Origin of the sequence: Arthrobacter sp. Leaf234 (genome assembly GCF_001422665.1) — a bacterium.
In the GTDB taxonomy this organism is placed as follows: domain Bacteria; phylum Actinomycetota; class Actinomycetes; order Actinomycetales; family Micrococcaceae; genus Arthrobacter_D.
Map to the genome: position 1 here is coordinate 15,841 of NZ_LMLU01000007.1, position 21,507 is coordinate 37,347.

Annotated in this window: 18 protein-coding genes; 10 read left to right on the top strand and 8 right to left on the bottom strand. The window is 69.3% G+C overall.

What is annotated here, in order from left to right:
• Window positions 1–29 precede the first annotated feature (29 nt).
• From ASF21_RS12340 to coaE, 3 genes are all read right to left on the bottom strand, one after another.
• The gene (locus ASF21_RS12340) at window positions 30–1,112 is read right to left on the bottom strand and encodes a TerC family protein (RefSeq protein ID WP_055771660.1); all 1,083 of its coding nucleotides are present in this window, start codon (window positions 1,110–1,112) and stop codon (window positions 30–32) included.
• 315 nt (window positions 1,113–1,427) lie between these two features.
• Window positions 1,428–3,503, bottom strand: coding sequence for an excinuclease ABC subunit UvrB (gene uvrB, locus ASF21_RS12345; RefSeq protein WP_055771663.1), 2,076 nt, complete (start codon window positions 3,501–3,503; stop codon window positions 1,428–1,430).
• Between the two features lie 132 nt (window positions 3,504–3,635).
• Complete coding sequence (gene coaE / locus ASF21_RS12350) at window positions 3,636–4,637, bottom strand: dephospho-CoA kinase (RefSeq protein WP_157365900.1); 1,002 nt, start codon at window positions 4,635–4,637, stop codon at window positions 3,636–3,638.
• 141 nt (window positions 4,638–4,778) lie between these two features.
• Between coaE and ASF21_RS12355 the strand changes: the two genes are divergently transcribed.
• Window positions 4,779–6,494, top strand: a complete 1,716-nt coding sequence (locus ASF21_RS12355) for a RecQ family ATP-dependent DNA helicase (protein ID WP_055771668.1) — start codon at window positions 4,779–4,781, stop codon at window positions 6,492–6,494.
• 177 nt (window positions 6,495–6,671) lie between these two features.
• On the opposite strand, the gene ASF21_RS12360 is transcribed toward ASF21_RS12355, so the two are convergent.
• Window positions 6,672–7,010 (bottom strand): hypothetical protein, encoded by a 339-nt coding sequence (locus tag ASF21_RS12360; RefSeq protein WP_055771672.1) that lies wholly within the window; start codon window positions 7,008–7,010, stop codon window positions 6,672–6,674.
• Between the two features lie 248 nt (window positions 7,011–7,258).
• Here ASF21_RS12360 and ASF21_RS12365 point away from each other — a divergent pair, with 248 nt between their 5' ends.
• From ASF21_RS12365 to ASF21_RS12380, 4 genes are read left to right on the top strand one after another with little or no spacing between them, the layout of a single operon-like run.
• Window positions 7,259–7,696 carry a GAF domain-containing protein gene (locus ASF21_RS12365; protein ID WP_055771675.1) on the top strand — a complete coding sequence of 146 codons (438 nt, stop codon included), beginning with the start codon at window positions 7,259–7,261 and terminating at the stop codon, window positions 7,694–7,696.
• Window positions 7,697–7,699: 3 nt separating this feature from the next.
• The gene (locus ASF21_RS12370) at window positions 7,700–7,960 is read left to right on the top strand and encodes an ANTAR domain-containing protein (protein WP_055771678.1); all 261 of its coding nucleotides are present in this window, start codon (window positions 7,700–7,702) and stop codon (window positions 7,958–7,960) included.
• 10 nt (window positions 7,961–7,970) lie between these two features.
• The gene (locus ASF21_RS17370) at window positions 7,971–8,375 is read left to right on the top strand and encodes a hypothetical protein (protein WP_321166898.1); all 405 of its coding nucleotides are present in this window, start codon (window positions 7,971–7,973) and stop codon (window positions 8,373–8,375) included.
• 34 nt (window positions 8,376–8,409) lie between these two features.
• On the top strand, window positions 8,410–9,597 hold the full coding sequence (locus ASF21_RS12380; RefSeq protein ID WP_055771681.1) for a class I SAM-dependent methyltransferase: 1,188 nt from the start codon (window positions 8,410–8,412) through the stop codon (window positions 9,595–9,597).
• A gap of 108 nt (window positions 9,598–9,705) precedes the next feature.
• On the opposite strand, the gene rpsA is transcribed toward ASF21_RS12380, so the two are convergent.
• From rpsA to polA, 3 genes are all read right to left on the bottom strand, one after another.
• Window positions 9,706–11,178, bottom strand: coding sequence for a 30S ribosomal protein S1 (gene rpsA / locus ASF21_RS12385; RefSeq protein ID WP_055771683.1), 1,473 nt, complete (start codon window positions 11,176–11,178; stop codon window positions 9,706–9,708).
• Window positions 11,179–11,472: 294 nt separating this feature from the next.
• Window positions 11,473–12,771, bottom strand: coding sequence for a GNAT family N-acetyltransferase (locus ASF21_RS12390; RefSeq protein WP_162237551.1), 1,299 nt, complete (start codon window positions 12,769–12,771; stop codon window positions 11,473–11,475).
• A gap of 58 nt (window positions 12,772–12,829) precedes the next feature.
• Complete coding sequence (polA, locus tag ASF21_RS12395) at window positions 12,830–15,478, bottom strand: DNA polymerase I (protein WP_055772303.1); 2,649 nt, start codon at window positions 15,476–15,478, stop codon at window positions 12,830–12,832.
• Between the two features lie 172 nt (window positions 15,479–15,650).
• On the opposite strand from polA, the gene ASF21_RS12400 reads away from it, so the two are divergent.
• From ASF21_RS12400 to ASF21_RS12420, 5 genes are all read left to right on the top strand, one after another.
• The gene (locus tag ASF21_RS12400; RefSeq protein WP_082471536.1) at window positions 15,651–16,139 is read left to right on the top strand and encodes a hotdog fold thioesterase; all 489 of its coding nucleotides are present in this window, start codon (window positions 15,651–15,653) and stop codon (window positions 16,137–16,139) included.
• Between the two features lie 157 nt (window positions 16,140–16,296).
• Entirely contained in the window at window positions 16,297–18,975 is a 2,679-nt protein-coding gene (locus tag ASF21_RS12405; RefSeq protein WP_055771692.1) for a DUF2156 domain-containing protein, read from the top strand.
• A 2-nt stretch (window positions 18,976–18,977) separates the two neighbouring features.
• Window positions 18,978–20,273, top strand: coding sequence for an alpha/beta hydrolase (locus tag ASF21_RS12410; RefSeq protein WP_055771695.1), 1,296 nt, complete (start codon window positions 18,978–18,980; stop codon window positions 20,271–20,273).
• Between the two features lie 144 nt (window positions 20,274–20,417).
• Window positions 20,418–20,597: a hypothetical protein gene (locus ASF21_RS12415; RefSeq protein ID WP_055771699.1), complete on the top strand. Its 180-nt coding sequence runs from the start codon at window positions 20,418–20,420 to the stop codon at window positions 20,595–20,597.
• Entirely contained in the window at window positions 20,597–21,088 is a 492-nt protein-coding gene (locus ASF21_RS12420; RefSeq protein ID WP_200914835.1) for a hypothetical protein, read from the top strand. The genes ASF21_RS12415 and ASF21_RS12420 overlap by 1 nt, the downstream gene beginning before the upstream one ends.
• A 35-nt stretch (window positions 21,089–21,123) precedes the next feature.
• On the opposite strand, the gene ASF21_RS12425 is transcribed toward ASF21_RS12420, so the two are convergent.
• A complete protein-coding gene (locus tag ASF21_RS12425) occupies window positions 21,124–21,507 on the bottom strand; it encodes a response regulator transcription factor (RefSeq protein WP_055771702.1) in 384 nt (127 codons plus the stop codon).

Here is a 21,507-nt window from a genome sequence, read left to right on the forward strand (position 1 = left end):
CGCGGACAGGACCGGGACGATTCCGCCTGCTAGCGGCGGGTGTCCTTCGCTCCGGCGTCGCCCGCCGCATGGTCCAGATCCTCGTCGACGACGGGGGCCTCGGCGAGCTCACCCTTCTCATCAGCGCGCGACGCCGAATTCTCCGTCACACGGGAGCGGATGAGACTGGCGACGACGGCGATGACGATGGTCGCGATGATGACGGCCAGCGACACGAAGGTGGGGATCTCGGGCGCCCACTCGATGTGCTCGCCGCCGTTGATGAAAGGCAGCTCGTTCACGTGCATCGCGTGCAGGACGAGCTTCACACCGATGAACGCGAGGATCACGGACAGTGCGTGCTTGAGGTAGATGAGACGTGTCATCAGGCCGCCCAGCAGGAAGTAGAGCTGACGGAGCCCCATCAGGGCGAAGATGTTGGCCGTGAACACGATGAACGCGCTCTGCGTGAGACCGAAGATGGCGGGGATGGAATCGACCGCGAAGAGGAGGTCCGTGAGGCCGATCGTGACGAACACGATCAGCATCGGCGTGAAGACCTTCTTGCCGTCGACGACGGTGCGGATCTTGTTGCCGTCGTAGGACTCGGACATCGGCAGGACCGACTTCAGCTTGGAGATGAGCTTGTTGTCCCCTGCGTGCTCCTCGTCCTCGCCCGAGTCGGTCGCCTGCTTGTAGGCGGTGTAGAGGAGGAAGGCGCCGAAGATGTAGAAGATCCAGCTGAAGTTCTCGATCACGGCCGCGCCCAGGGCGATGAAGATGCCGCGCAGGATCAGCGCGATGATGATGCCCACCATCAGCACTTCCTGCTGGTACTTCCTGGGGACCGAGAACCTGGCCATGATGATGATGAACACGAACAGGTTGTCGATGCTGAGGCTGTACTCCGTGACCCAGCCGGCGACGAACTGCCCCCCGTACTCCGGACCTGTGAAGACGAACATCAGTGCCGCGAACACGAGCGCGAGGCCCACGTAGAAGGCGACCCACAGGCCGGCTTCCTTCATCGAGGGCTCGTGCGGGCGCTTGACGACGAGCAGCAGGTCGAACAGCAGGATGATGCCGAGGACGACGAACGTGCCGACCTCGAACGCGAGGGGCAATGTGGGCATGGAGTACCTTCCGGGGGTGCAGTGACGTGCCGTAAGTCTCTCCGCCGCGGCATGCTGCCGACCGACCGCTACGCCCGGCGGAGCAACGATGCTCAGCGTGTTGACGTCCGTAGCGCGTGGGATACTCCCTTACGTCCGGCCAATCCTACCCGCGGCGCAGGAATACCGGGGCATGGGCACCTCGAGCCTTGACATCGACTCGGCGGGGCCACCTCATAGGCCACCGCGGACGATGCACGACGGCGACCGGCTCGCCGACCGGTATCGGGACAGTGCCGGGCACGGACGGCGCGACGAACTCCGCAGCGCCGCCGGTCAGGCATGGCCGGCCGACTGCATCTGTCGAAGCTCCTTCTTGAGGTCGCTGATCTCGTCCCTCAGGCGACCGGCGAGCTCGAACTGCAGCTCGCCGGCAGCAGCATGCATCTGGTCGGTCAGCTGCTGGATGAGATCGGTCAGATCCTCCGCCGGCACCGAGGCGAGTCCGTCGTGCCGCCCTGCGCCCTTCTTCGGCTTCCGGCTCTTCCCGGCCTCCTCCAGCAGCGCGCGGGTGTCGGCGTCCTCCCGGTTGATGGTGTCGGTGATGTCGGCGATCCGCTTCCGGAGGGGCGTGGGGTCGATACCGTGTTCGAGGTTGTGTGCCACCTGGATGGCGCGGCGCCGATTGGTCTCGTCGATCGCCCGGTCCATCGAGTCCGTGATGCGGTCGGCGTACATGTGCACCTCACCGGACACGTTGCGGGCGGCACGCCCGATGGTCTGGATGAGCGACGTCGTGCTCCTGAGGAAGCCCTCCTTGTCCGCATCGAGGATGCTGACCAGGGACACCTCCGGCAGATCTAGGCCTTCCCGGAGGAGGTTGATGCCCACGAGGACGTCGAAGGTCCCCATGCGGAGTTCACGCAGGAGCTCGACGCGCCGCAGGGTGTCGACGTCCGAGTGCAGGTACTCCACCTTGACGCCGTGTTCCAGCAGGTAGCCCGTGAGGTCCTCCGCCATGCGCTTCGTGAGCGTGGTGACGAGGACGCGCTCGTTGATCTCCGTGCGCTTGCGGATCTCCCCGAGGAGGTCGTCGATCTGGCCCTTGGTCGGCTTGACGACCACCTCGGGGTCGATCAGACCGGTGGGCCGGATGATCTGCTGGACGAATCCGTCCGCCTTGCCGAGCTCGTACTTGCCCGGGGTGGCCGACAGGTAGACGGTCTGCCCGATCCGGTCGAGGAACTCGTCCCACTTGAGCGGTCGGTTGTCCATCGCCGAGGGAAGCCGGAATCCGTGATCCACGAGGGTCCGCTTGCGGGAGGAGTCGCCCTCGTACATGGCGCCGATCTGCGGGATGGTGACGTGCGACTCGTCCACGACCAGCAGGAAGTCGTCCGGGAAGTAGTCGAGGAGGCAGTGCGGCGCGGACGCCGGGTCGCGCCCGTCGATGTGGCGCGAGTAGTTCTCGATGCCGTTGCAGAAGCCCATCTGCTGCATCATCTCGAGGTCGTAGGTCACGCGCATGCGCAGCCGCTGCGCCTCGACGAGCTTGTTCTGGGACTCGAACTCGGCCAGCCGTACCTGCAGCTCGTCCTCGATGTCCTTGATGGCGCGCGTCATGCGGTCCTGGCCGGCGACGTAGTGCGAGGCAGGGAAGACGTACATCTCCTCCTCCTCGCGGATCACGTTGCCCGTGAGGGGATCGAGCGTGTAGATGTTCTCCACCTCATCGCCGAAGAACTCGATCCGCAGGGCGTGCTCCTCGTACATGGGGATGATCTCGACGGTGTCCCCGCGCACCCGGAAGGTCCCCCGGTGGAAGTCCATGTCGTTGCGGGTGTACTGCATGCCGACGAACTGACGCAGCAGCTCGTCACGGTTCATCTGGTCGCCACGACGGAGCGTGACCATCTTGTTGATGTACTCCTCGGGGGTACCGAGGCCGTAGATGCAGGACACGGTGGCGACGACGATCACGTCGCGCCTCGTCAGCAGGGCGTTGGTGGCCGAGTGCCGGAGGCGTTCCACCTCCTCGTTGATGGAGGAGTCCTTCTCGATGAACGTGTCCGTCTGCGGGACGTAGGCCTCGGGCTGGTAGTAGTCGTAGTACGAGACGAAGTACTCCACCGCATTGTTGGGCAGCAGCTCCCGGAACTCGTTGGCCAGCTGCGCGGCGAGGGTCTTGTTCTGCACCATGACCAGGGTGGGGCGCTGGACCTGCTCGATCAGCCACGCCGTCGTGGCACTCTTGCCGGTACCAGTGGCTCCGAGCAGCACCACGTCCTTCTCGCCGGCGTTGATGCGTTCCGCCAGTTCCTTGATCGCCGTGGGCTGGTCACCCGCCGGCTGGTACTCGCTGATGACCTCGAAGGGCGCGACCACACGCTTGATATCCTGCGCAAGACTCATGTGTCAACGGTATCGCCTGACGGTGACACTTCTCCCCCGTTTTCCTGCGGGCTGAACGCGGCTCGGCAGCCATCTGCGGCCTTCCCGTCCGAAGCCCGCCCGCGCGGTGCCGAACGCGACCGAAAGAGGGCCTCACGACTCTTCGGGGAGCAGTCCAGCGCCCACAGGCAGCACGGTCACGGTGACGTCGAGCGCCGGATCCGCCGATCGGTGGATGACGGTGTCCGTCCCTGATCGGTGGACCCCGGCGTCGGAGCCCCGGGGCACCTCCGCCCGCGGGAAGCCCGCTGCCGCCACGGCGGCCGACACGGCAGCCAGGTCCTCCCCGGGTCCCGGCCGGACGAGCACCTCCGCGACGACGACGTCGGACCCGGGGCCGGGCTCGACGGCGACTCCCGCAGGGAGGGCGGCGGTGAGTTTCGACGCCAGACGTCGGGCGAGGCCGTGCGTCCCCGCGAGGCCCGCGGGGACGTCGGCACCGTGGTGATCCGGCGCGGCGGGAGGACGGGTACGGGCCGGTCGGCCGTGTACGAGGTTCGCCGCGAACGGGAGGATCCTGATGTCCCAGAGCGCCTGGGTCGCGGCGACGAGTGCCTCCAGCGTCCCATCATTGACGAGCACTGCGTCCGCGGCCGCTCGTCGCTCGTCGCGTGGAGCCTGCGCCGCGATGCGCTGCTCGGCGTCCTCCCGGTCCATGCCCCGCCGTTCGATCATCCGGGCGATCCGCACCTCGTCCGGGGCGTCGACGACCAGGACGAGGTGGAAGCGCGCGGCCTGGTGCGTCTCGACGAGGAGCGGGATGTCCTCCACGACCACCGCGTCGGCCGGCGAATCGTCGATCAGCCGGGCGGCCTCCGCGCGGACCCGGGGATGGATGATCCGGTTCAGCGTCTCGCGCGCGGCGCTGTCGCCGAAGACGAGCCGTCCCAGTGCCGGCCGGTCCAGGGCGCCGTCCGGCCCGAGCACATCCGTGCCGAACGTCCGGACGACCTCGTCGAAGCCTGGCATGCCCGGCTCCACGACGGCCCGTGCCAGCAGGTCGGCATCGATCACCACCGCTCCCAGGCGTCCGAGTTCCGTGGCCACCGCGGACTTCCCCGCGGCGATGCCTCCTGTCAGACCGATGCGCAGCATGAGCACACCCTAGCCCGTCGCACGCCCCCTCCGTCGTCCGGTCGAGACCCTCTGTCAAGGGTCTCCTCGCAACTCACCCGACCCGGGGAAATGTCGTTACCCGTGAATACGCTCAGTGGACTTACTTTCTCGAGGAGGACCGTGTCGATCACGCTGCAGGACCTTCAGCACACCGCTGCTTCCACCTTCGGCTGGGACGATCTGCGGTCCGGCCAGGAGCATGCCATGGAGGCGGTCCTCGAGGACCACAGCATCCTCTGCGTCATGCCGACGGGCTCCGGCAAATCCGCCATCTACCAGGTTCCGGCCATGGCGCTGCCGGGCGTCGCCGTCGTCATCTCACCCCTCATCGCGCTGCAGCACGACCAGGCCGAGGCCATCAACGCCCATGCAGGCTCGCCGCGGGCCCGTGTCATCAACTCCGCCCTGCGGAAGCGCGAGCTCGAGGCCGCGTGGGAGGCAGCGGCCGACGACGACGAGCAGACGCGCGCCAAATTCCTCTTCCTCGCACCCGAGCAGGTCGCGCGGGACGAGGTCGCGGCGCGGCTGCGGTCACTCGACGTCTCCCTCGTGGTCGTGGACGAGGCGCACTGCGTGTCCTCGTGGGGCCATGACTTCCGCCCCGACTACCTGCAGCTCGGCCATTTGGTGCGGGACCTCGGAGCGCCCGTGGTCGCGCTGACCGCGACCGCGTCGCGCCCCGTGCAGAAGGAGATCGTCGAACGTCTGCATCTGAAGGACCCGACGATCCTCGTCGAGGGCTTCGACCGTCCGAACCTGCATCTCGAGGTGGTGCACCACGTCGAGGACGCGGAGAAGCACGACGCCGTCCGCGGCCAGGTGCTCGGGCTCACCGGACCCGGCCTCGTCTATGTCGCCACCAAGAAGGCGGCGGACCGGCTGGCCGCCGAACTCCAGGAGCGGGGCACCAACGCCGACGCCTACCATGCAGGGCGGAGCAAGAAGGACCGTGCCTCGGTGCACGAAGGGTTCCTCGACGGTCGCGTCGACGTCGTCGTCGCCACGACCGCCTTCGGCATGGGCATCGACAAGCCCGACGTCCGCTTCGTGGTGCACGCAGACATCTCGGACTCCCTGGACAGCTACTACCAGGAGATCGGTCGCGGCGGCCGCGACGGGCTCGATGCCCGGGCCATCCTCCACTACCGGCCCGAGGACCTCTCGCTCCGTCGGTTCTTCGCCGCGAAGACCGCGCATCGCACCCAGCTCGGGGACCTGTTCCGGCTCATCTCGGCGCAGGGGAAGCCCGTGAAGATGAAGAAGCTCAAGGACCTCACAGGTCTCTCCTCCCGCAAGCTCACGGGCCTGCTCAACCTCCTGACCGCTTCGGGGTGCGTGACCGACGGAGTGAAGGGGTACCGGGCCCGGACGATGAGCGCCGGGGAGGCCGTCGACCGCGCGGTGGAGCAGGCAGCGAACCGGGAGCGGATCGACCGGTCGCGGATCGACATGGCCCGCCGCTACGCCGAGACGAAGGGGTGCCGCCGACAGTTCCTCCTGTCCTATTTCGGCGAGGAATTCCCGAAGACCTGCGGTGCGTGTGACAACTGCGAGCGGAGAGCCGGATCGGGCACGCCGGCCGGGACGCAGGAAGCATCCCCGAACGGCACTCCGGCGGGCAGTGCCGACGGCAGCGCAGAGGAGACGCCGGACCACCATGACATGCCTTTCGCGGTCGACACGGCGGTGGAACACCCCGAGTGGGGGCGGGGCTCCGTGATGGGATACGAGGACGGGATCGTCACGGTCCTGTTCGAGACGGTCGGCTACAAGACACTCTCCCTCGCGCTCATCGAGGAGAAGGACCTGCTGACAGGCGTGGCGACCGCCGACTAGGCCAGATGGAGCGTCGGAGGACCCGAACGCGGGAGAGACCGAGAACGGAACGGCCCGCCCCGGCGACGGCAGGCTCGAGGGGACGGCCGGCTCGGGGGGACGGCCGGCTCGGGGGGACGGCCGGCTCGGGGGGACGGCCGGCTCGGGGGGACGGCCCTTCGATGGGACGTGCCCGTGTCACCTCGGCTGCGCCGGGTTGGTCGGATCCCCCTGCGACGGCGGGTTGGTGGGCGGACCGGATGTCGCAGGGCTGACCGGCGACCCGCCGGCCGTGCTCTCCATTTCCGGCATCGACGTGGCGGCCCCTTCCGAGAGTTCGGCACCGCTCAACACGGCGTCGAGCCTGTGCTGCAGCACCACCTTCACCGGAAGCCGGTCCCCGTGAGCCTCCTCGTAGTCGATCAGCGCCTGCAGGCCACCCGCGTCGAGGCCCGTGATGCGGGTGGGAAGGGTAGCGATCGGGATGTGGTCGTAGTCGGTCAGGGGCAGTGCATGGTGGTCTGCTGATCCGCTCACGTCGACTCCTCGGGGTATCGGTAAGCATGCTGGGTCATTCCACCCTAGGGACGGCCGATCGAGGGGTGCAAGCACCCTGCCGCCTGCCCGCCACTGGACCGGGAGCAATCCTCCGGTGTACGCGGGCGGCTGTCTGCCCCGGATCCGGGACACGATCGACCATGGCCAAGGGGCGGCGCTGTGTATCCTGATACTTTGTATCCGAACAGAACCACTCTGTTGCCGAGGCTGGAATTTTGACGTCACCGATGGAAGAACTGACCGTGGTCTTCGCCCGGCTCAAGGGTCTCCTCCTGACCGAGCTGAAGGCCGGACAGGCGGTCGAGGACCTCGCCGAGGCCGTGAAGAAATCGGTCCCCGGATCACTCGGCGCCGGAGTCTCACTCATCGACGATCAGGGCCGCAGACGCAGTACGGGGTACACCGACGACGTCGTGGCCGCCGCCGACGCCCTGCAGTACGAGCTGGGACAGGGTCCCTGCCTCACCGCCTGGGCGGCGGAGTCGACGGTGCAGATCGATGACGTGCAGCAGGACGACCGCTGGCCGCTCTGGAGCGAAGCGGTCGCCGGCCTCCCCCTCCGCTCCACCCTCAGCACCGCACTCATTCACGACGGGAAGAGCATCGGCGCGTTGAAGGTGTATTCGCCCCTGCCGTCGGCCTTCTCGACCCAGCACCGCAAGTAGCTCATGCTGCTCGCCTCCCCCGCGGCAACGCTCCTCGGCAGCGCCCAGCCGGACACCGCGGCCGGCACGGTGAGCAGCGCCCTTCGTGAGGCCCTGAACACCAGGGACGTCATCCTCACGGCACGGGGCATCCTTATGGAGCGGTACGGACTGAACCCCGAAGCATCGATGAGGCGCATGCTGGACGAGGCGTCCGCCGCGAAGACCGATGTGAGGACCGTCACCCTCACCGTGATCGACGGCACTGCCGGTAGCTCGCACTAAGGCGAAGCCCGTGGAGAACCATCCAGATCACGAATATCAGCGGATCCACCTCCTCAGGGCCATCCGGCATGCCCAGATCGACGCCAGTGAACTGTGGCTGCACTACTTCGGGCTCGGCGGGGATGCCGGCGAGTACGAGGTGGAGGCCTACCTGCACGGTTCCTTCACGCTTCCTCCGCTGCAGCGGGACCTGCTCGCCCACGCCGCCAACGAACTGATCGATCGGCTCCCACCACCTCCGCGCGCACCATACAGCACCGACCCCGCGGGGAAGGACCAGGACCTGCCGGACCAGGGACCGTCCGGCCCGGACAGGGCTTCCCCTGACGGCACGTCGCTCGACTGGCTCTTCGACGACCGGCGTGGGGACAACGAACCGGACGGCGGAGCCGGTCGCAGTCCCGGCACGCCCTGATGGGAGGGTCGGGCGTCCGAAGGCGGGCTCTACGATGGACCGGGTGAACCCCTTCGATCCCGACCTGCTGCGACGACGCCCCGATCTCGAAGCCCCGGAGCTGGTCGCCGTCGACGCGGCGGACCGCCTGCTGCTCGACGTCGCAGCGGACGCCCTGCGACGCACCGACGGCGGGATCGCGACGATCGGGGATTCCTACGGAGCGGTGACCCTGGGAGCCGCGGACCTCACGGGACGGAGTGACCTGCGGTCCTTCCAGGACGGCATCGTCCATGAGCGGGCCCTCGCCTGCAATGCGGCGGAGCAGGGGCTGCACAGCGCCTACCGCTCCTATCCCCTCTCCCCCGAACTCCTCGACGGCGTCTCGACGGTACTGCTTCGGTTGCCCCGTGCACTCGACGAACTGGACGAACTGGCGTGGACCATCGCAGTCCACGCCCGACCGGACGTCCAGGTGTTCGCCGCCGGCCGCCTCAAGCACATGTCCCTCTCGATGAACGCCGTCCTGGCTCGCTACTTCGGATCCGTCACCGCGAGCCTGGCGCGGCAGAAGTCGAGGGTCCTGGTCGCCCGGGAGCCGCTGGACGTCCCCCCCGCCGCCTTCCCCCGACGCTCCGGGCACGACGTCGGCCTCGACCGACCGCTCGAACTCCGCGCCTTCGGCGCCACCTTCGGCGGCGCCGCGCTCGATCCCGGTACGCGACTGCTCCTCCCTCACCTGCAGGGCATCTCCGTCGGCAGGTCCGTGGCCGACGGCATCGGCGGGCCGGTGGAGGAAGAGGTGATCGACCTCGGCTGCGGCAATGGTGCGGTCTCCGCCTATCTTGCGCTCAGCCGGCCCGACCTCCGCCTGCACGCCAGCGACCAGTCGGCGTCGGCGGTCGGCTCCACGCGCGCGACCGCTGCGGCCAACGGGGTCGCGGACCGCGTGGCGGTCAGCAGGGATGATGCCCTCTCGGCCCTACCGGATGCCTCCGCGCGCGTGATCGTCCTCAACCCGCCGTTCCACAGCGGGAGCACGGTCCATGAGGGCATTGCACACCGCCTCTTCGACGCGTGCGCGAGGGTACTGACGGAGGGCGGCGAGCTCTGGACGGTGTGGAACAGTCATCTCCGGTACCGGCCGGTCCTCGAACGCACCATCGGCCCCACGCGGCAGCTCGACCGGACCAACCGCTTCACCGTGACCGTCTCGACCAGGAGGGAGCGGCCCCACGAGTGATCGAGGTGCCGGCCTGTAAGGACGGAAGACCTCCCCTACGGCCCCCGACATGCACGAAGGCCCCCATCCGATGGATGGGGGCCTTCGTGTCAGCCGTGAACCGGTGGCTTACGCTCCGGTCAGCTTCTCGCGGAGTGCCGCGAGTGCCTCGTCGGACGCGAGCGTCCCCGAACCGGAGTCGGTGACGACGGGCTCGGACGAGTAGCTGGTCGAGTTGGACTCGACCGGCTCGTTCGCCGCGGCGGCGTCGTCGGACGCGTGCTGGACGACCTGCTTCTTGTGGGCTTCCCAGCGGGACTGCGCCTCGGCGTACTGGGCTTCCCAGGCCGCGCGCTGCGTCTCGTAGCCCTCGAGCCATTCGTTCGACTCGGGGTCGAAGCCCTCGGGGTACTTGTAGTTGCCCTCGTCGTCGTACTCGGCGGCCATGCCGTAGAGCGCGGGATCGAACTCGGTGCTGTCGGCGTCGACGCCCTCGTTCGCCTGCTTGAGGCTGAGCGAGATGCGGCGGCGCTCCAGGTCGATGTCGATGACCTTGACGAAGAGCTCGTCGCCGACGGAGACGACCTGCTCGGCGAGTTCCACGTGGCGGACGGCGAGCTCCGAGATGTGCACGAGGCCTTCGATGCCGTCCTCGACGCGGACGAACGCGCCGAAGGGAACGAGCTTCGTGACCTTGCCCGGGACGACCTGGCCCAGGGCGTGCGTGCGGGCGAAGGTCTGCCAGGGATCTTCCTGCGTGGCCTTCAGCGACAGGGAGACGCGCTCGCGATCGAGATCGACCTCGAGCACCTCGACCGTGACCTCCTGGCCGACCTCGACGACCTCGGACGGGTGGTCGATGTGCTTCCAGGACAGCTCCGAGACGTGGACGAGGCCGTCGACGCCGCCGAGGTCCACGAAGGCACCGAAGTTGACGATCGAGGAGACGACGCCCGGACGGACCTGGCCCTTCTCGAGCTTGTTGAGGAACGTGGAGCGGACCTCGGACTGCGTCTGCTCGAGCCACGCACGACGCGACAGCACGACGTTGTTGCGGTTCTTGTCGAGCTCGATGATCTTCGCTTCGATCTGCTGGCCGATGTACGGAGCCAGATCGCGGACGCGACGCATCTCGACGAGCGACGCGGGCAGGAAGCCGCGCAGGCCGATGTCCAGGATGAGGCCACCCTTGACCACCTCGATGACGGTACCGGTGACGACACCGTCCTCTTCCTTGACCTTCTCGATGTCGCCCCAGGCGCGCTCGTACTGAGCCCGCTTCTTGGAGAGGATCAGTCGGCCTTCTTTGTCTTCCTTGGTGAGCACCAGGGCTTCGACCTGATCGCCCACGGAGACGACGTCCCCGGGGTCGACGTCGTGCTTGATGGACAGCTCGCGGGAAGGAATGACACCCTCGGTCTTATAACCGATGTCGAGCAGGACCTCGTCGCGATCGACCTTGACGACCGTACCCTCGACGAGATCTCCGTCGTTGAAGTACTTGATGGTCGCGTCGATAGCTGCGAGGAAGTCCTCAGCGGTGCCGATGTCGTTGATAGCGACCTGCGGGGCACCTTGCTTCTCGGTGGTGGTGATGGTCATGTAGTTGGGACTCCGTTGTGGATGATGACGTGCTCCGGTCATGGTGAACACCGCGGTTCCAGCCATGCCGGAAGCGGGTTCCCCTGTCCGGATGTGGACGAAAGGGACAGAACCTCGAGAGGTTCGACAGTGGTAGTGCCCTGCGGAGGACATCGGTCTGCACCGGGACCCGCCAGAGCGCACTACGCGCCTATCCAGTCTAGCCTCGGCCCCCAACACCGTCAAAGCAGCCGGGTCGCGGCGAGCCGCCCGGACGGGGCCCTGCCAAACCCGGTCCGGCGCTCACCTTCGAAGCTAGAAGTGCGTGATGCAGTAGGGCTCCTGCGCCAGCCCGAACAGGACATCCAGCAGCTCGACCTCGGCCGCGCCGGCAGTGAGGCCACCGGCCGCCGCGAGGGTCGAGGCCTGGACTCCACCGAGGTAGAGCGATCCGAGGGCGTTGACCGTGAGCGTGACGTCGGCGGCGGTACCGTCGTCGACGGTGTGCACCTGCGCGACGCCGTCCGTCACCGCCAGCGCGAAGGTGCCGTGTGCGAGGCCGAGATCGTCCTGCACCTCGAGGACGATGCTCCCGCTGCCGCGGTAGGACCGCGCTCCGAGCGCCGCGGGGACGTCGAGCAGGCGGACCCAGAGGACGTCGTCCGTGCCCTTGACGGCGTAGCAGCGGCGGTCGCGCAGCGCCCACGGGAGGGGGTCGTCGCGCCGGGCCTCGTCCCAGGTGACCACCTGGATGAGGTCGAGCGATCCCAGGTAGCGCCACAGTTCCAGATAGGCCGACGGGGTGCCGGCGACGAGGTCCAGGACCTTCAGGGTGCGCGGCGACGTCTCCCAGCCCGCGAAGCGGTAGGTCACATAGCCCGCGGGCGTACCCTCGGCGTCGTAGTGGACCGCCATCCGGACGGCTCGGTCCTCGACGGGCCGCTCGCGTCCCCAGTCGCCGGAGGCCCGCCGCGCATAGGCGTACTGTCGGCCCACGGATCCGAAGGTCGACGCCTGGAAGCCGGCGAACACCTCCCCGGCAAGGCGCACCGCGTGCTCGCGGGCCACGAGGGTCGTGGTGCCGGTGGCCGGAGCGGTCACCTCGAAGCGCTCCCGCACGTCCACCTCGATGCTCTGCGTGAACGTCGCTGCCCCGAACCCGAAGCGGCCGTAGATGGTCGCCTCCGACGCGGTGAGGATCGCAAGGGGAAGGCCACGGTCCTTCGCCTCACGCAGGTCGCGCGTCATCATGGACCGCAGGATGCCCCGGCGGCGGTGGCTCGCCCGGACGGTCACCGCCGTGATCTGGTGGACCTCGATCTGGGCCGAGCCGACGTTCAGGGGGTGGACCATGGTGCCATAGGTGCCCACCGGATGGTCGGCCCCGAGCGCTTCGGCCGGCTGGGCGTCGTCGTGGACACCCCACAGCACGCGACCGTCGGCCTGGTACGCCTCGAGGAAGCGCGGGATGTCCTCAGGATCGAAGGTGCCGTCGTGGAAACCGATGCCTTCGGCGTTCAGCCAGGTCGCGAAACGTCCCGTCGCCGAGGTGTCCTCGTCGGGATCGGGCGTGAAGATGCGGGTCTGGAGGGCAGGTGTCGTGTCGTGGCTCACGAGGACCACCCTAGCCCGGCGACCGCGTGCCGGTCCCTCGTCGTCACCCTGAGCGCAACTAGTGTGCGGCGTCGTGCCAGCTGGCGCCCGTGCCCACCGAGACGTCGAGCGGGACGGAGAGATCGGCCGCCGACCCCATCTGCTCGCGCACGAGTGCCTCGACCTCCGCGGCCTCGCCCGCCGCGATCTCGAGGACGAGTTCGTCGTGCACCTGCAGCAGCATCCTCGACGCGAGTCCGCGCCGGGTGAGGGCCTCGTCCACCCCGAGCATCGCCTTCTTGATGATGTCCGCGGCGGAGCCCTGGATGGGCGCGTTGAGGGCCGCGCGCTCGGCCATCTCCCGCAGCTGGCGGTTGTCGCTGGAGAGATCCGGGAGATACCGGCGGCGTCCCTCGATCGTGGAGGTGAAGCCGTCCTTGCGTGCCTGCTCCACGATGCCGCGCAGGTAGTCGCGGACGGCACCGAAGCGCTCGAAGTAGTCGCGCATCAGGGTGCGCGCCTCGTCGACGGAGATGTTCAGCTGCTTCGACAGGCCGAAGGAACTGAGGCCGTACACCAGGCCGTAGGACATCGCCTTGACCTTCGACCGCATCGCGTTGGTCACCTCCTCGGGGGCCACGCCGAAGATGTGCGAACCGACGAAGCGGTGGAGGTCCTCGCCCTCCTGGAAGGCGGCGATCAGCCCCTCGTCGCCGGAGAGGTGCGCCATGATCCGCATCTCGATCTGCGAGTAGTCCGCAGTCATCAGGCTCTCGAACTTCTCGCCGTTCCGTCCCTGCCCGACGACGAACACCTCGCGGATCCGCCGCCCCTCGTCCGAGCGCACCGGGATGTTCTGTAGGTTCGGGTTCGTCGAGGACAGCCGGCCCGTCGCCGCGATCGTCTGGAGGTAGGTGGTGTGGATGCGGCCGTCGTCGTCCACGGCTTTCCGCAGGCCCTCGACCGTCTGGCGCAGCTTCATCGCGTCGCGGTAGGCGAGCAGCTGCGTGAGGAACGGGTGCCCGGTCTTGACGATCAGATCGGTCAGTGCATCCGCGTCCGTGGAGTACCCGGTCTTGATCTTCTTGGTCTTCGGGAGCTCGAGCTCCTCGAACAGGACCGCCTGGAGCTGCTTCGGGGAACCGAGGTTGATCTCCTTGCCGATGATCCGGTAGGCCTCGGCCCCGGCCGCGCTGATGGTGGTGGAGAAGTCGTCGTAGAGCCGGTCCAGGCCCTCGACCGAGACGGCCACGCCGGTGAGCTCCATCCGGGCGAGGACCTCCGCGAGCGGGAGCTCGAGTCCGCCGAGCAGCTGGTTGGCCCCGCGCTCCACGAGCTGGCCGGCGAAGTGCTCGCTCAGCTGGAGTGCCGCGTAGGCCGCGACGACGGCGGGCGAGGCGACGTCGTTGCCGCCGAGGTCCAGTGCCTGCTGGCCCGAGGAATCGCTCGCGGCCGCCGTGATCGAGAGCCGGAGGTGGTACTGGGCCAGATCGGCCAGCTCGTAGCTGCGGCGGTCCGGCTGGATCAGGTACCCGGAGATCGCCGTGTCGTCGACCTCGCCGGCCAGCGCGAACCCGCGCGCGTGCAGCAGCTTCGCGACCGTCTTGTAGTCGTGCACGATCTTCGGTGCGTCCGTGGCGGCCAACCAGGCACCGAGGACCTGCTCCGCCTCGGCGTCGAGCTGCTCGAGCGGGATGAACGCGGCCTGCAGGGAGGTCACGACCGCGATCCCCACGACGTCCGTGGCGCCGGCCGTCGTCTCGGTGGCCAGGGAGAGGGAGGCCTGCGCCTGGTTGGTCGACGCGAACCAGTGCGTCAGCGCTGCAGCGTCCTCGAGCATCACGTGGGCCGGGGCGCTCTGCTCCTCCCCCTCCTCCTCGGACTCCTCCTCGCCGAAGAGATCGAAGAGGCGCTTGCGCAGGGTGTTGAACTGGAGCGAGTCGAAGAGATCCTCGACGGCGGAGCGGTCGGGGTGCTGGGACACCATCGCGTCGAGGTCCACCGGCAGCTCGAGGTCGGTGAGCAGGCGGTTCAGGCGGCGGTTGCGCTTCACGTCCTCGATGTTGGCGCGCAGCGAGTCGCCGACCTTGCCGCCGATCTTGTCCAGGTTCTCCAGGATGCCCTCGAGGCCGCCGTAGAGCTTGATCCACTTGGCGGCCGTCTTCGGACCGACCCCCGGTACGCCCGGCAGATTGTCGGCGCTCTCTCCGACCAGCGCCGCGAGGTCCGAGTACTGGTGGGGCGGAACGAAGTACTTCTCCTCGATGGCCTGTGCGTCCATCTGCGGGATGTTCGTGACGCCCTGCTTCGGGTAGAGCACGGTCACGCGGTCGTTGACGAGCTGGAAGGCGTCCCGGTCGCCGCTGACCACCTGCACGTCCCAGTCCGCCGCGGCCGCCTGGTAGGCCAGCGTCGCCAGGATGTCGTCCGCCTCGTAGCCGTCGAGCGAGATGGTGGGGATCCGCATGGCCTCCATGACCTTGATGATGAGATCCACCTGCCCGTGGAATTCCTCGGGCGTCTTGGATCGGCCGCCCTTGTACTCCGTGTACTCCTCCGAGCGGAAGGTCGGGGTGTCGAGGTCGAAGGCCACGCAGACGTGGCTCGGCTTCTGGTCCTTGATGAGGTTGATGAGCATTGCGGTGAAGCCGTAGACCGCGTTGGTGTGCTGCCCGGTGTCGGTGGAGAAGTTCTCCGGCGGCAGTGCGTAGAAGGCGCGGAAGGCCATCGAGTGGCCGTCGATCACCAGCAGCCTGTTGCGCGAGCCGTCGCTCCGCCGAGCCGACGCCTGCCCGCCGGCCGGTGCCACGGCGCCGTCCGGAGTGCCCTCGGCGGGCGGCGTCATGGTCAGGGTGGCAGCAGGTTTGGTCGTTTCACTCACAGGTGCCAGCCTAGTTGCCATGACAGACAACCGCACCCGACCCGACGCCGTCCAGCAGCCCACGGAGGAGCGCCTGGCCGAGCTCACCGCCGCAGGGATCCCGCCCGAGATGCACGGCTGGCTCGGCCGGTACGGAGTGGGCGCACTGACCGTGAAGATGGGCATCGTCTTCCAGGAGATGAGCGCCGAGCGGATGGTCGCCACCATGCCCGTCGAGGGGAACCAGCAGGTCGCCGGCATCCTCCACGGCGGGGCGCACGTGGTGCTGGCCGAGACGCTGGGGTCCTTCGCCGCCGCCCTGCACGCGGGCCCAGGTCGGCAGGCGGTCGGGATCGAGGTCGGGGCCACGCATCACCGCAGCATCGATTCCGGCACGGTGACCGGCACGGCGACGGCGATCCATCTCGGGCGGACGCTCACCACCCACGAGGTCGTCATGACCGACGAGCAGGGCAGGCGTCTGTCCACGGCCCGCATCACCAACATGATCAGGGACGCGCGCGGTTGAGCCCCACCGCATCCCGGCCCGCCCCTCCTTCTGTCCAGCGGACGGACACCGTCCGCCCAGAGAACAGTCAGCCGATGCTCGGATACTGACTGCGGCCGGCCGGGGTGGGACGCCCCGGGGCGTCCGCCCCGGGGACACGTCGCCGGCGGGACGAGGGATGATGGCGGACACACAGCAGGGGCTGCGACCAGAGCCGGGATCGGTTCCGTGGCAGATCACGGCGACGCTCCGGTCCGCGTGGCACAGCTCGGTACGGACGGCCCGCAGGGCACCCCTCGCGCTGTCGGCCCTCGCCGCCGTCTGGCTCCTCGCCCTCGGCACGGGTGCACTGCCCGCCGGACCGCCCGCCGGGCTCGCGCCGTCCGTCCTCTTCTCCCCCCGCACCTCGGAGCAGCACCCCCTCTCCCTGCTGCTGTCCCTGGTCTGGGCGCCGGATCTTCCCGCCTACCTCGGAGCGACGGCGGCGACTGCCGCCCTCGGCATCCTCGCCGAGACCCGGCTCGGGACGCGGCGCTTCGCCCTCGCCGTCGTCGTCACCCACCTCGCGGCGCTGATCGGCGCCCTGGTGCTCGGTACCGCCGTCGCACCCCTCTTCCCCCGCTGGTCGGCAGCGTTCGGCACTGCATCGCTCGGCGGTCCGACGCTCGGGATGCTCGGTGCCATGCTGGCCGCCACCGCGGGGATGGGGCCCCTCTGGCGGCGGCGGCTGAGGATCATGGGCGTCCTCCTGCCGTTGACGCTCGTCCTCTACAACGGCGCGCTGATGTCCGTCGCGCTCCTGCTCGCAGCCCTCGCGGGCCTGGCTGCCGGGCCGCTCCTCCTGGGGCGCCACGCGCACCGACCGGCTGCGCCGTCCATCCGTGAGTCGCGTGTCCTGGTTGCGCTCGTCTGCGCCGCCGCCGCCGTCGGGCCCGCGCTCGCCGCCCTCTCGCCGCATGCGACCGGGCCGTTCGCGGTCCTCGGGATCCTCTTCACCTCCGTGGAGGGCGCCACGCCCGACGCCGTCCGAGCGGCCTGCGAGCCCGGCGGCGTGGTGCGGCGCTGCGCCGAGGCGCAACTGCAGGCACGGGCCGGTGCAGGGGGCCTCGTGATGTCCTGCCTCCCGACGGTCCTCCTGCTCGTCCTCGCCGACGGCCTGAGACGCGGCCGGCGCTTCGCGTGGGCCGGGACGATCGTGGTGCAGCTGGCCCTGGCGCTGCTGTCGGTCCACACCTTCCTCACCTTCCTGCGGCACCGCGCGGACGGTGAGCTCGCGACGCTCCTGGCGGGCGCACGCCCGGAACGGATCATCGCCGACCTCGTGGTGCCGGCGCTGCAGCCCGTGGTGATCGTCGTGCTCCTGGTCCTCGTCCGGCGCCTCTTCGTGCTTCGCGCGGCTCCCGGCACCTACCGCACCATCGGGCTTCACACGGCCGGCGCCCTCGTCGGTTCCGGCACCCTCTACGTGGGGCTCGGACTGGTGGTCGCGCGCCAGTTCAGCCCGGGGGCCACGCTCCTCGCCGACTTCCCGCAGCGGCTGCTGCCGATCGCCGCGACGCTGCACGTCTACCCCGGGTTCCTGCCCTCGGACAGCGCGGCGATCATCCTCTACGAGTGGATCGGGATCGCCTTCTGGGCTGTGGTCGCCGGACTCCTGCTCCGCTCCTTCCGGTCGGTCCGGCGCACCGGGGACGACGCCGACCGCGATCGCGCACGGAGCATCGCCTCGGTGGAGGGCCGCGGCTCCATGACCTGGATGGGCCTCTGGCCGGGCAACTCCTACTGGTTCGACGGGTCCTCCTACGTGCCCTACCGGGTGATCTCCGGCGTCGCACTGACCCTCGCGGGTCCGGTGGGACCGGCCGCCGACACCGGACGAGCACTGCGCGGGTTCTCGGAGTACTGCCACACGCAGGGCTGGATCCCCTGCTTGTACTCGGTCACCGGCAAGGTGGCGGACCTGCTGCCGCGTGGGTACCGGCGCCTGCAGGTCGCGGAGGAGACGGTCCTGGACCTCGACGGGCTCGCCTTCACCGGCAAGCGGTTCCAGGACGTCCGCACCGCCCTGAACCAGGCCAGGAAGAACGGCGTGCACAACGAGTGGGTCGATCCCGTGCAGACCCCGGCGGCGATCCTCGACCAGGTGCGCAGCATCTCCGAGGAATGGGTGGCGGACAAGTCGTTGCCGGAGATGGGCTTCACCCTCGGCGGGATCGACGAGCTCCGCGACCCCGCCGTGCGCTGTTCCGTCATCATCGACGACGGACGGACGGTCCACGCCGTGGCGTCCTGGCTGCCCATCCACGACGGCGGACGGGTGACCGGGTGGACGCTCGACTTCATGCGCCGGCGCGGCTCCGGCTTCAAGCACAGCATCGAGGTGCTGATCGCGCAGGCCGCGCTGGACCTGCAGGCGGAGGGCTGTACCGAGCTCAGCCTCTCCGGTGCTCCCCTCGCCCGGTCGGGGTCGGAGGACGCCGACGGCGACCCGGGCGACGCCCTCGACCGGATGCTCGGCGTCGTCAGCCGCACCCTCGAGCCGGTCTACGGCTTCCGTTCCCTCTTCGCCTTCAAGGCCAAGTTCGGCCCGCGCTACGTCCCGCTGTACCTGTGCTTCGAGGACCCGGCCACGCTGCCGGCGATCGGGCAGGCCATCACGCGTGCCTATGCGCCCGATGCCGGCGCGGCGGACGTGTGGCGGCTCCTCGTCACAGGGCCGCGACGCAGGGGCCGGACCGCACCCGGGCCGGCGCCGGCCTCCCTGCCCGTCCGCGTATCCGGTCCCGCACCCGCACCCGCACCGCCCCTCCGCGAGCGCGACCCGTCCCCCACCCGCTCCGGCGGACCGAAGGAGTAGCCATGGACCCGCTCGAGTGGGACCTCATCGACGGGCCCGCGCCCGCCGTCCTCGCCGCCCTGGGCGGACTGGCCCTCCTGTGGCTCGTGGCGGGCCGCCGGCGGCACCTGGTTCGCGCCGTCGTCCCGGCCGCACTGATCGGCGCGGTGGGGGGTGTCGCGGTCTGGTTCGTGACCGAGGAAGTCCTCAACATCTGGGGGGCGCCACAGCCCCCCTGGTTCTACCTGCTGGGCGGCACGGCGATCGCGGCGGTCCTGCTCGGCGCGACGGGGCTCCGCACCCGCCGGCGGTGGTGGCAGCGCGTGCTGACCGTCGTCGCTCCCGTCCTGGTCCTCGTGGCGGTCGCCGTGAGCATCAACGCCTACTACGGTTCCTTTCCCACCCTGCAGGCGGTAACCGGCGGTGCGGACGTTCCCCGCCTGGAGGCCGTCCGCACTCCCGAGGGCTCCGGTCCGTTGACCACCATCGACGACTGGGAGCCACCGGCCGACATGCCCTCCACGGGGACCATCTCGGTGACGACGATCCCCGGGACGGTCTCGGGAGTGGAGGCCGGTGACGCCTACGTCTACCTGCCGCCGGCGTATCTTGCGTCCACCCCGGCCCACCTGCCGGTCCTCGTCCTCATCCATGGCGACCCCGGCGGGCCCGAGGACTGGATCACGGGCGGTCGGCTTCCCGCGGTGATGGACGCGTACGCCGCGGCGCACAAGGGCCTGGCCCCGATCGTGATCCTCCCTGATGGCTCTGCCAGCACCGGTCCCACGCCGTCACTGTGCCTGGACAGCAACTACGGCAAGGCCGGGACCTATCTGTCCACGGACGTCCCCGCATGGGTGAAGTCCACGCTGAAGGCGGGCACCCATGCAGCTACGGACTGGGCGATCGGGGGATTCTCCTACGGCGGGACCTGCTCGCTGACCCTGGCGGCAGGACACCCGTCCGTGTACCCGACCTTCCTCGACATCTCCGGCGAGGACGAGCCCACCATCGAGGCGGGCCGCGACGCGCTGATCGCGAACTACTTCTCCGGTGACGCGGCGGCCTTCGAGGCCCAGGATGCCCTGGACGTCGTCACGACGACTCCCCTGCCCGGCACCGCGGGGATCATCACGGTCGGTGCCGATGACAGCTTCTACAGGCCGCAGGGCGAGAATGTCGCGGCGGCCCTGACGTCCGCGGGCGTCGACGTCCAGCTGCAGACCGTGCCCGGCGGTCACACGTGGGAGGCCTGGAATGCCGGCCTGCAGAACAACCTCAACTGGCTCATGCAGCGGGCCGGCGTCCTGGCCGGGTAGGAACCACGGTGCCGGAAAGCAAGTCCGCCCTGTGACCCCCGGGATGGTTGCCCGGGCTCCCCGGCTCTTCCTACCGTGGAGGGAGGGCCGGTCCCCGATGACCGTCCTGCCAGAGCACAGAACAGCACCCGGACGGAGCCTCCCATGGCAGACAAGCATCACAGGACCATCGCCGCCCTCCTCGCCGCGAGCACGCTCTTCCTGGGCGGCTGCGACCTCGGCACCAAGGACAGCGACAACTCCGGGACGGACACCGGAAACTACGACGACAACAACGGCATCGACACCGACCTCGGCGACGATGCCCGCGGGAACGACAACTAGTGGCGGAGCGCGCGGCGGCCCTCGGCCGGGCGGCTCTCCGCGGTGCCGCGGCAGGCCTGCTGGGGACCGCGGCCATGACCGCCGGAGAACTCCTGGAGCAGCGCGTCACCGGCCGGCCGGACTCCCACGTCCCCGCGCGTACGCTGCGTCTGCTGTTGCGCCGGCCCACCGGCCAGGCGGCGCAGTACCCGGGGTGGAACCACGCGATGCACTGGCTCACCGGTGCCGCGCTCGGCGCGGTGCGTGGCATATGGTCCGTCACGGGGATCCGTGGTCCGTCAGCGACAGCCGCCCACACCGTGCTGCGCCTCGCCTTCGACCAGACACTCGAGAACGCGACCGGGGCGGGCGCCGCTCCGTCGCTCTGGCCCTCCGGCGAGAAGACCGTCGACTGCCTCCACAAGAGCGTGTACTCGGTGGTCACGGGTGCGGCGTCCGACGCGCTGAACCCGCCCGCACTCGTGAGCCGAGCCGGCGTGCGCTCGCACTGACGCAGGACCCACCCATCGGCACCTGCCGACATGGGTCAGGCGTCGGCGGTGGCTGTCCCCTCCTGGATGTGCCGTCGCAGCTCGGCGGGCCGGAAGGGCTTGCGGAGGTAGCGGTCCGCCCCGGACTCGAATCCCCGCTTCTCGTCCGAGGGCTCCGCGCGCGCCGTCAGCATGACGATGAAGGTTCCCGAGAACCGACGGATGCGCTGCGCGACCTCGAAGCCGTCGATGTCGGGCAGGCCGACGTCGAGCGTCACGACGTCCGGCATCAGGCGCCGCACCATCTCGACCCCGGCGAGTCCCGCCGGCGCGGTGTGCACGCGGAAACCGGATCCGGTCAGCACGGTGTGCAGGAGATCCCGGACGTCGTCATCGTCCTCGATGACGACGGCAGTGCGGGCGCGGTCGGTACTCGGCAT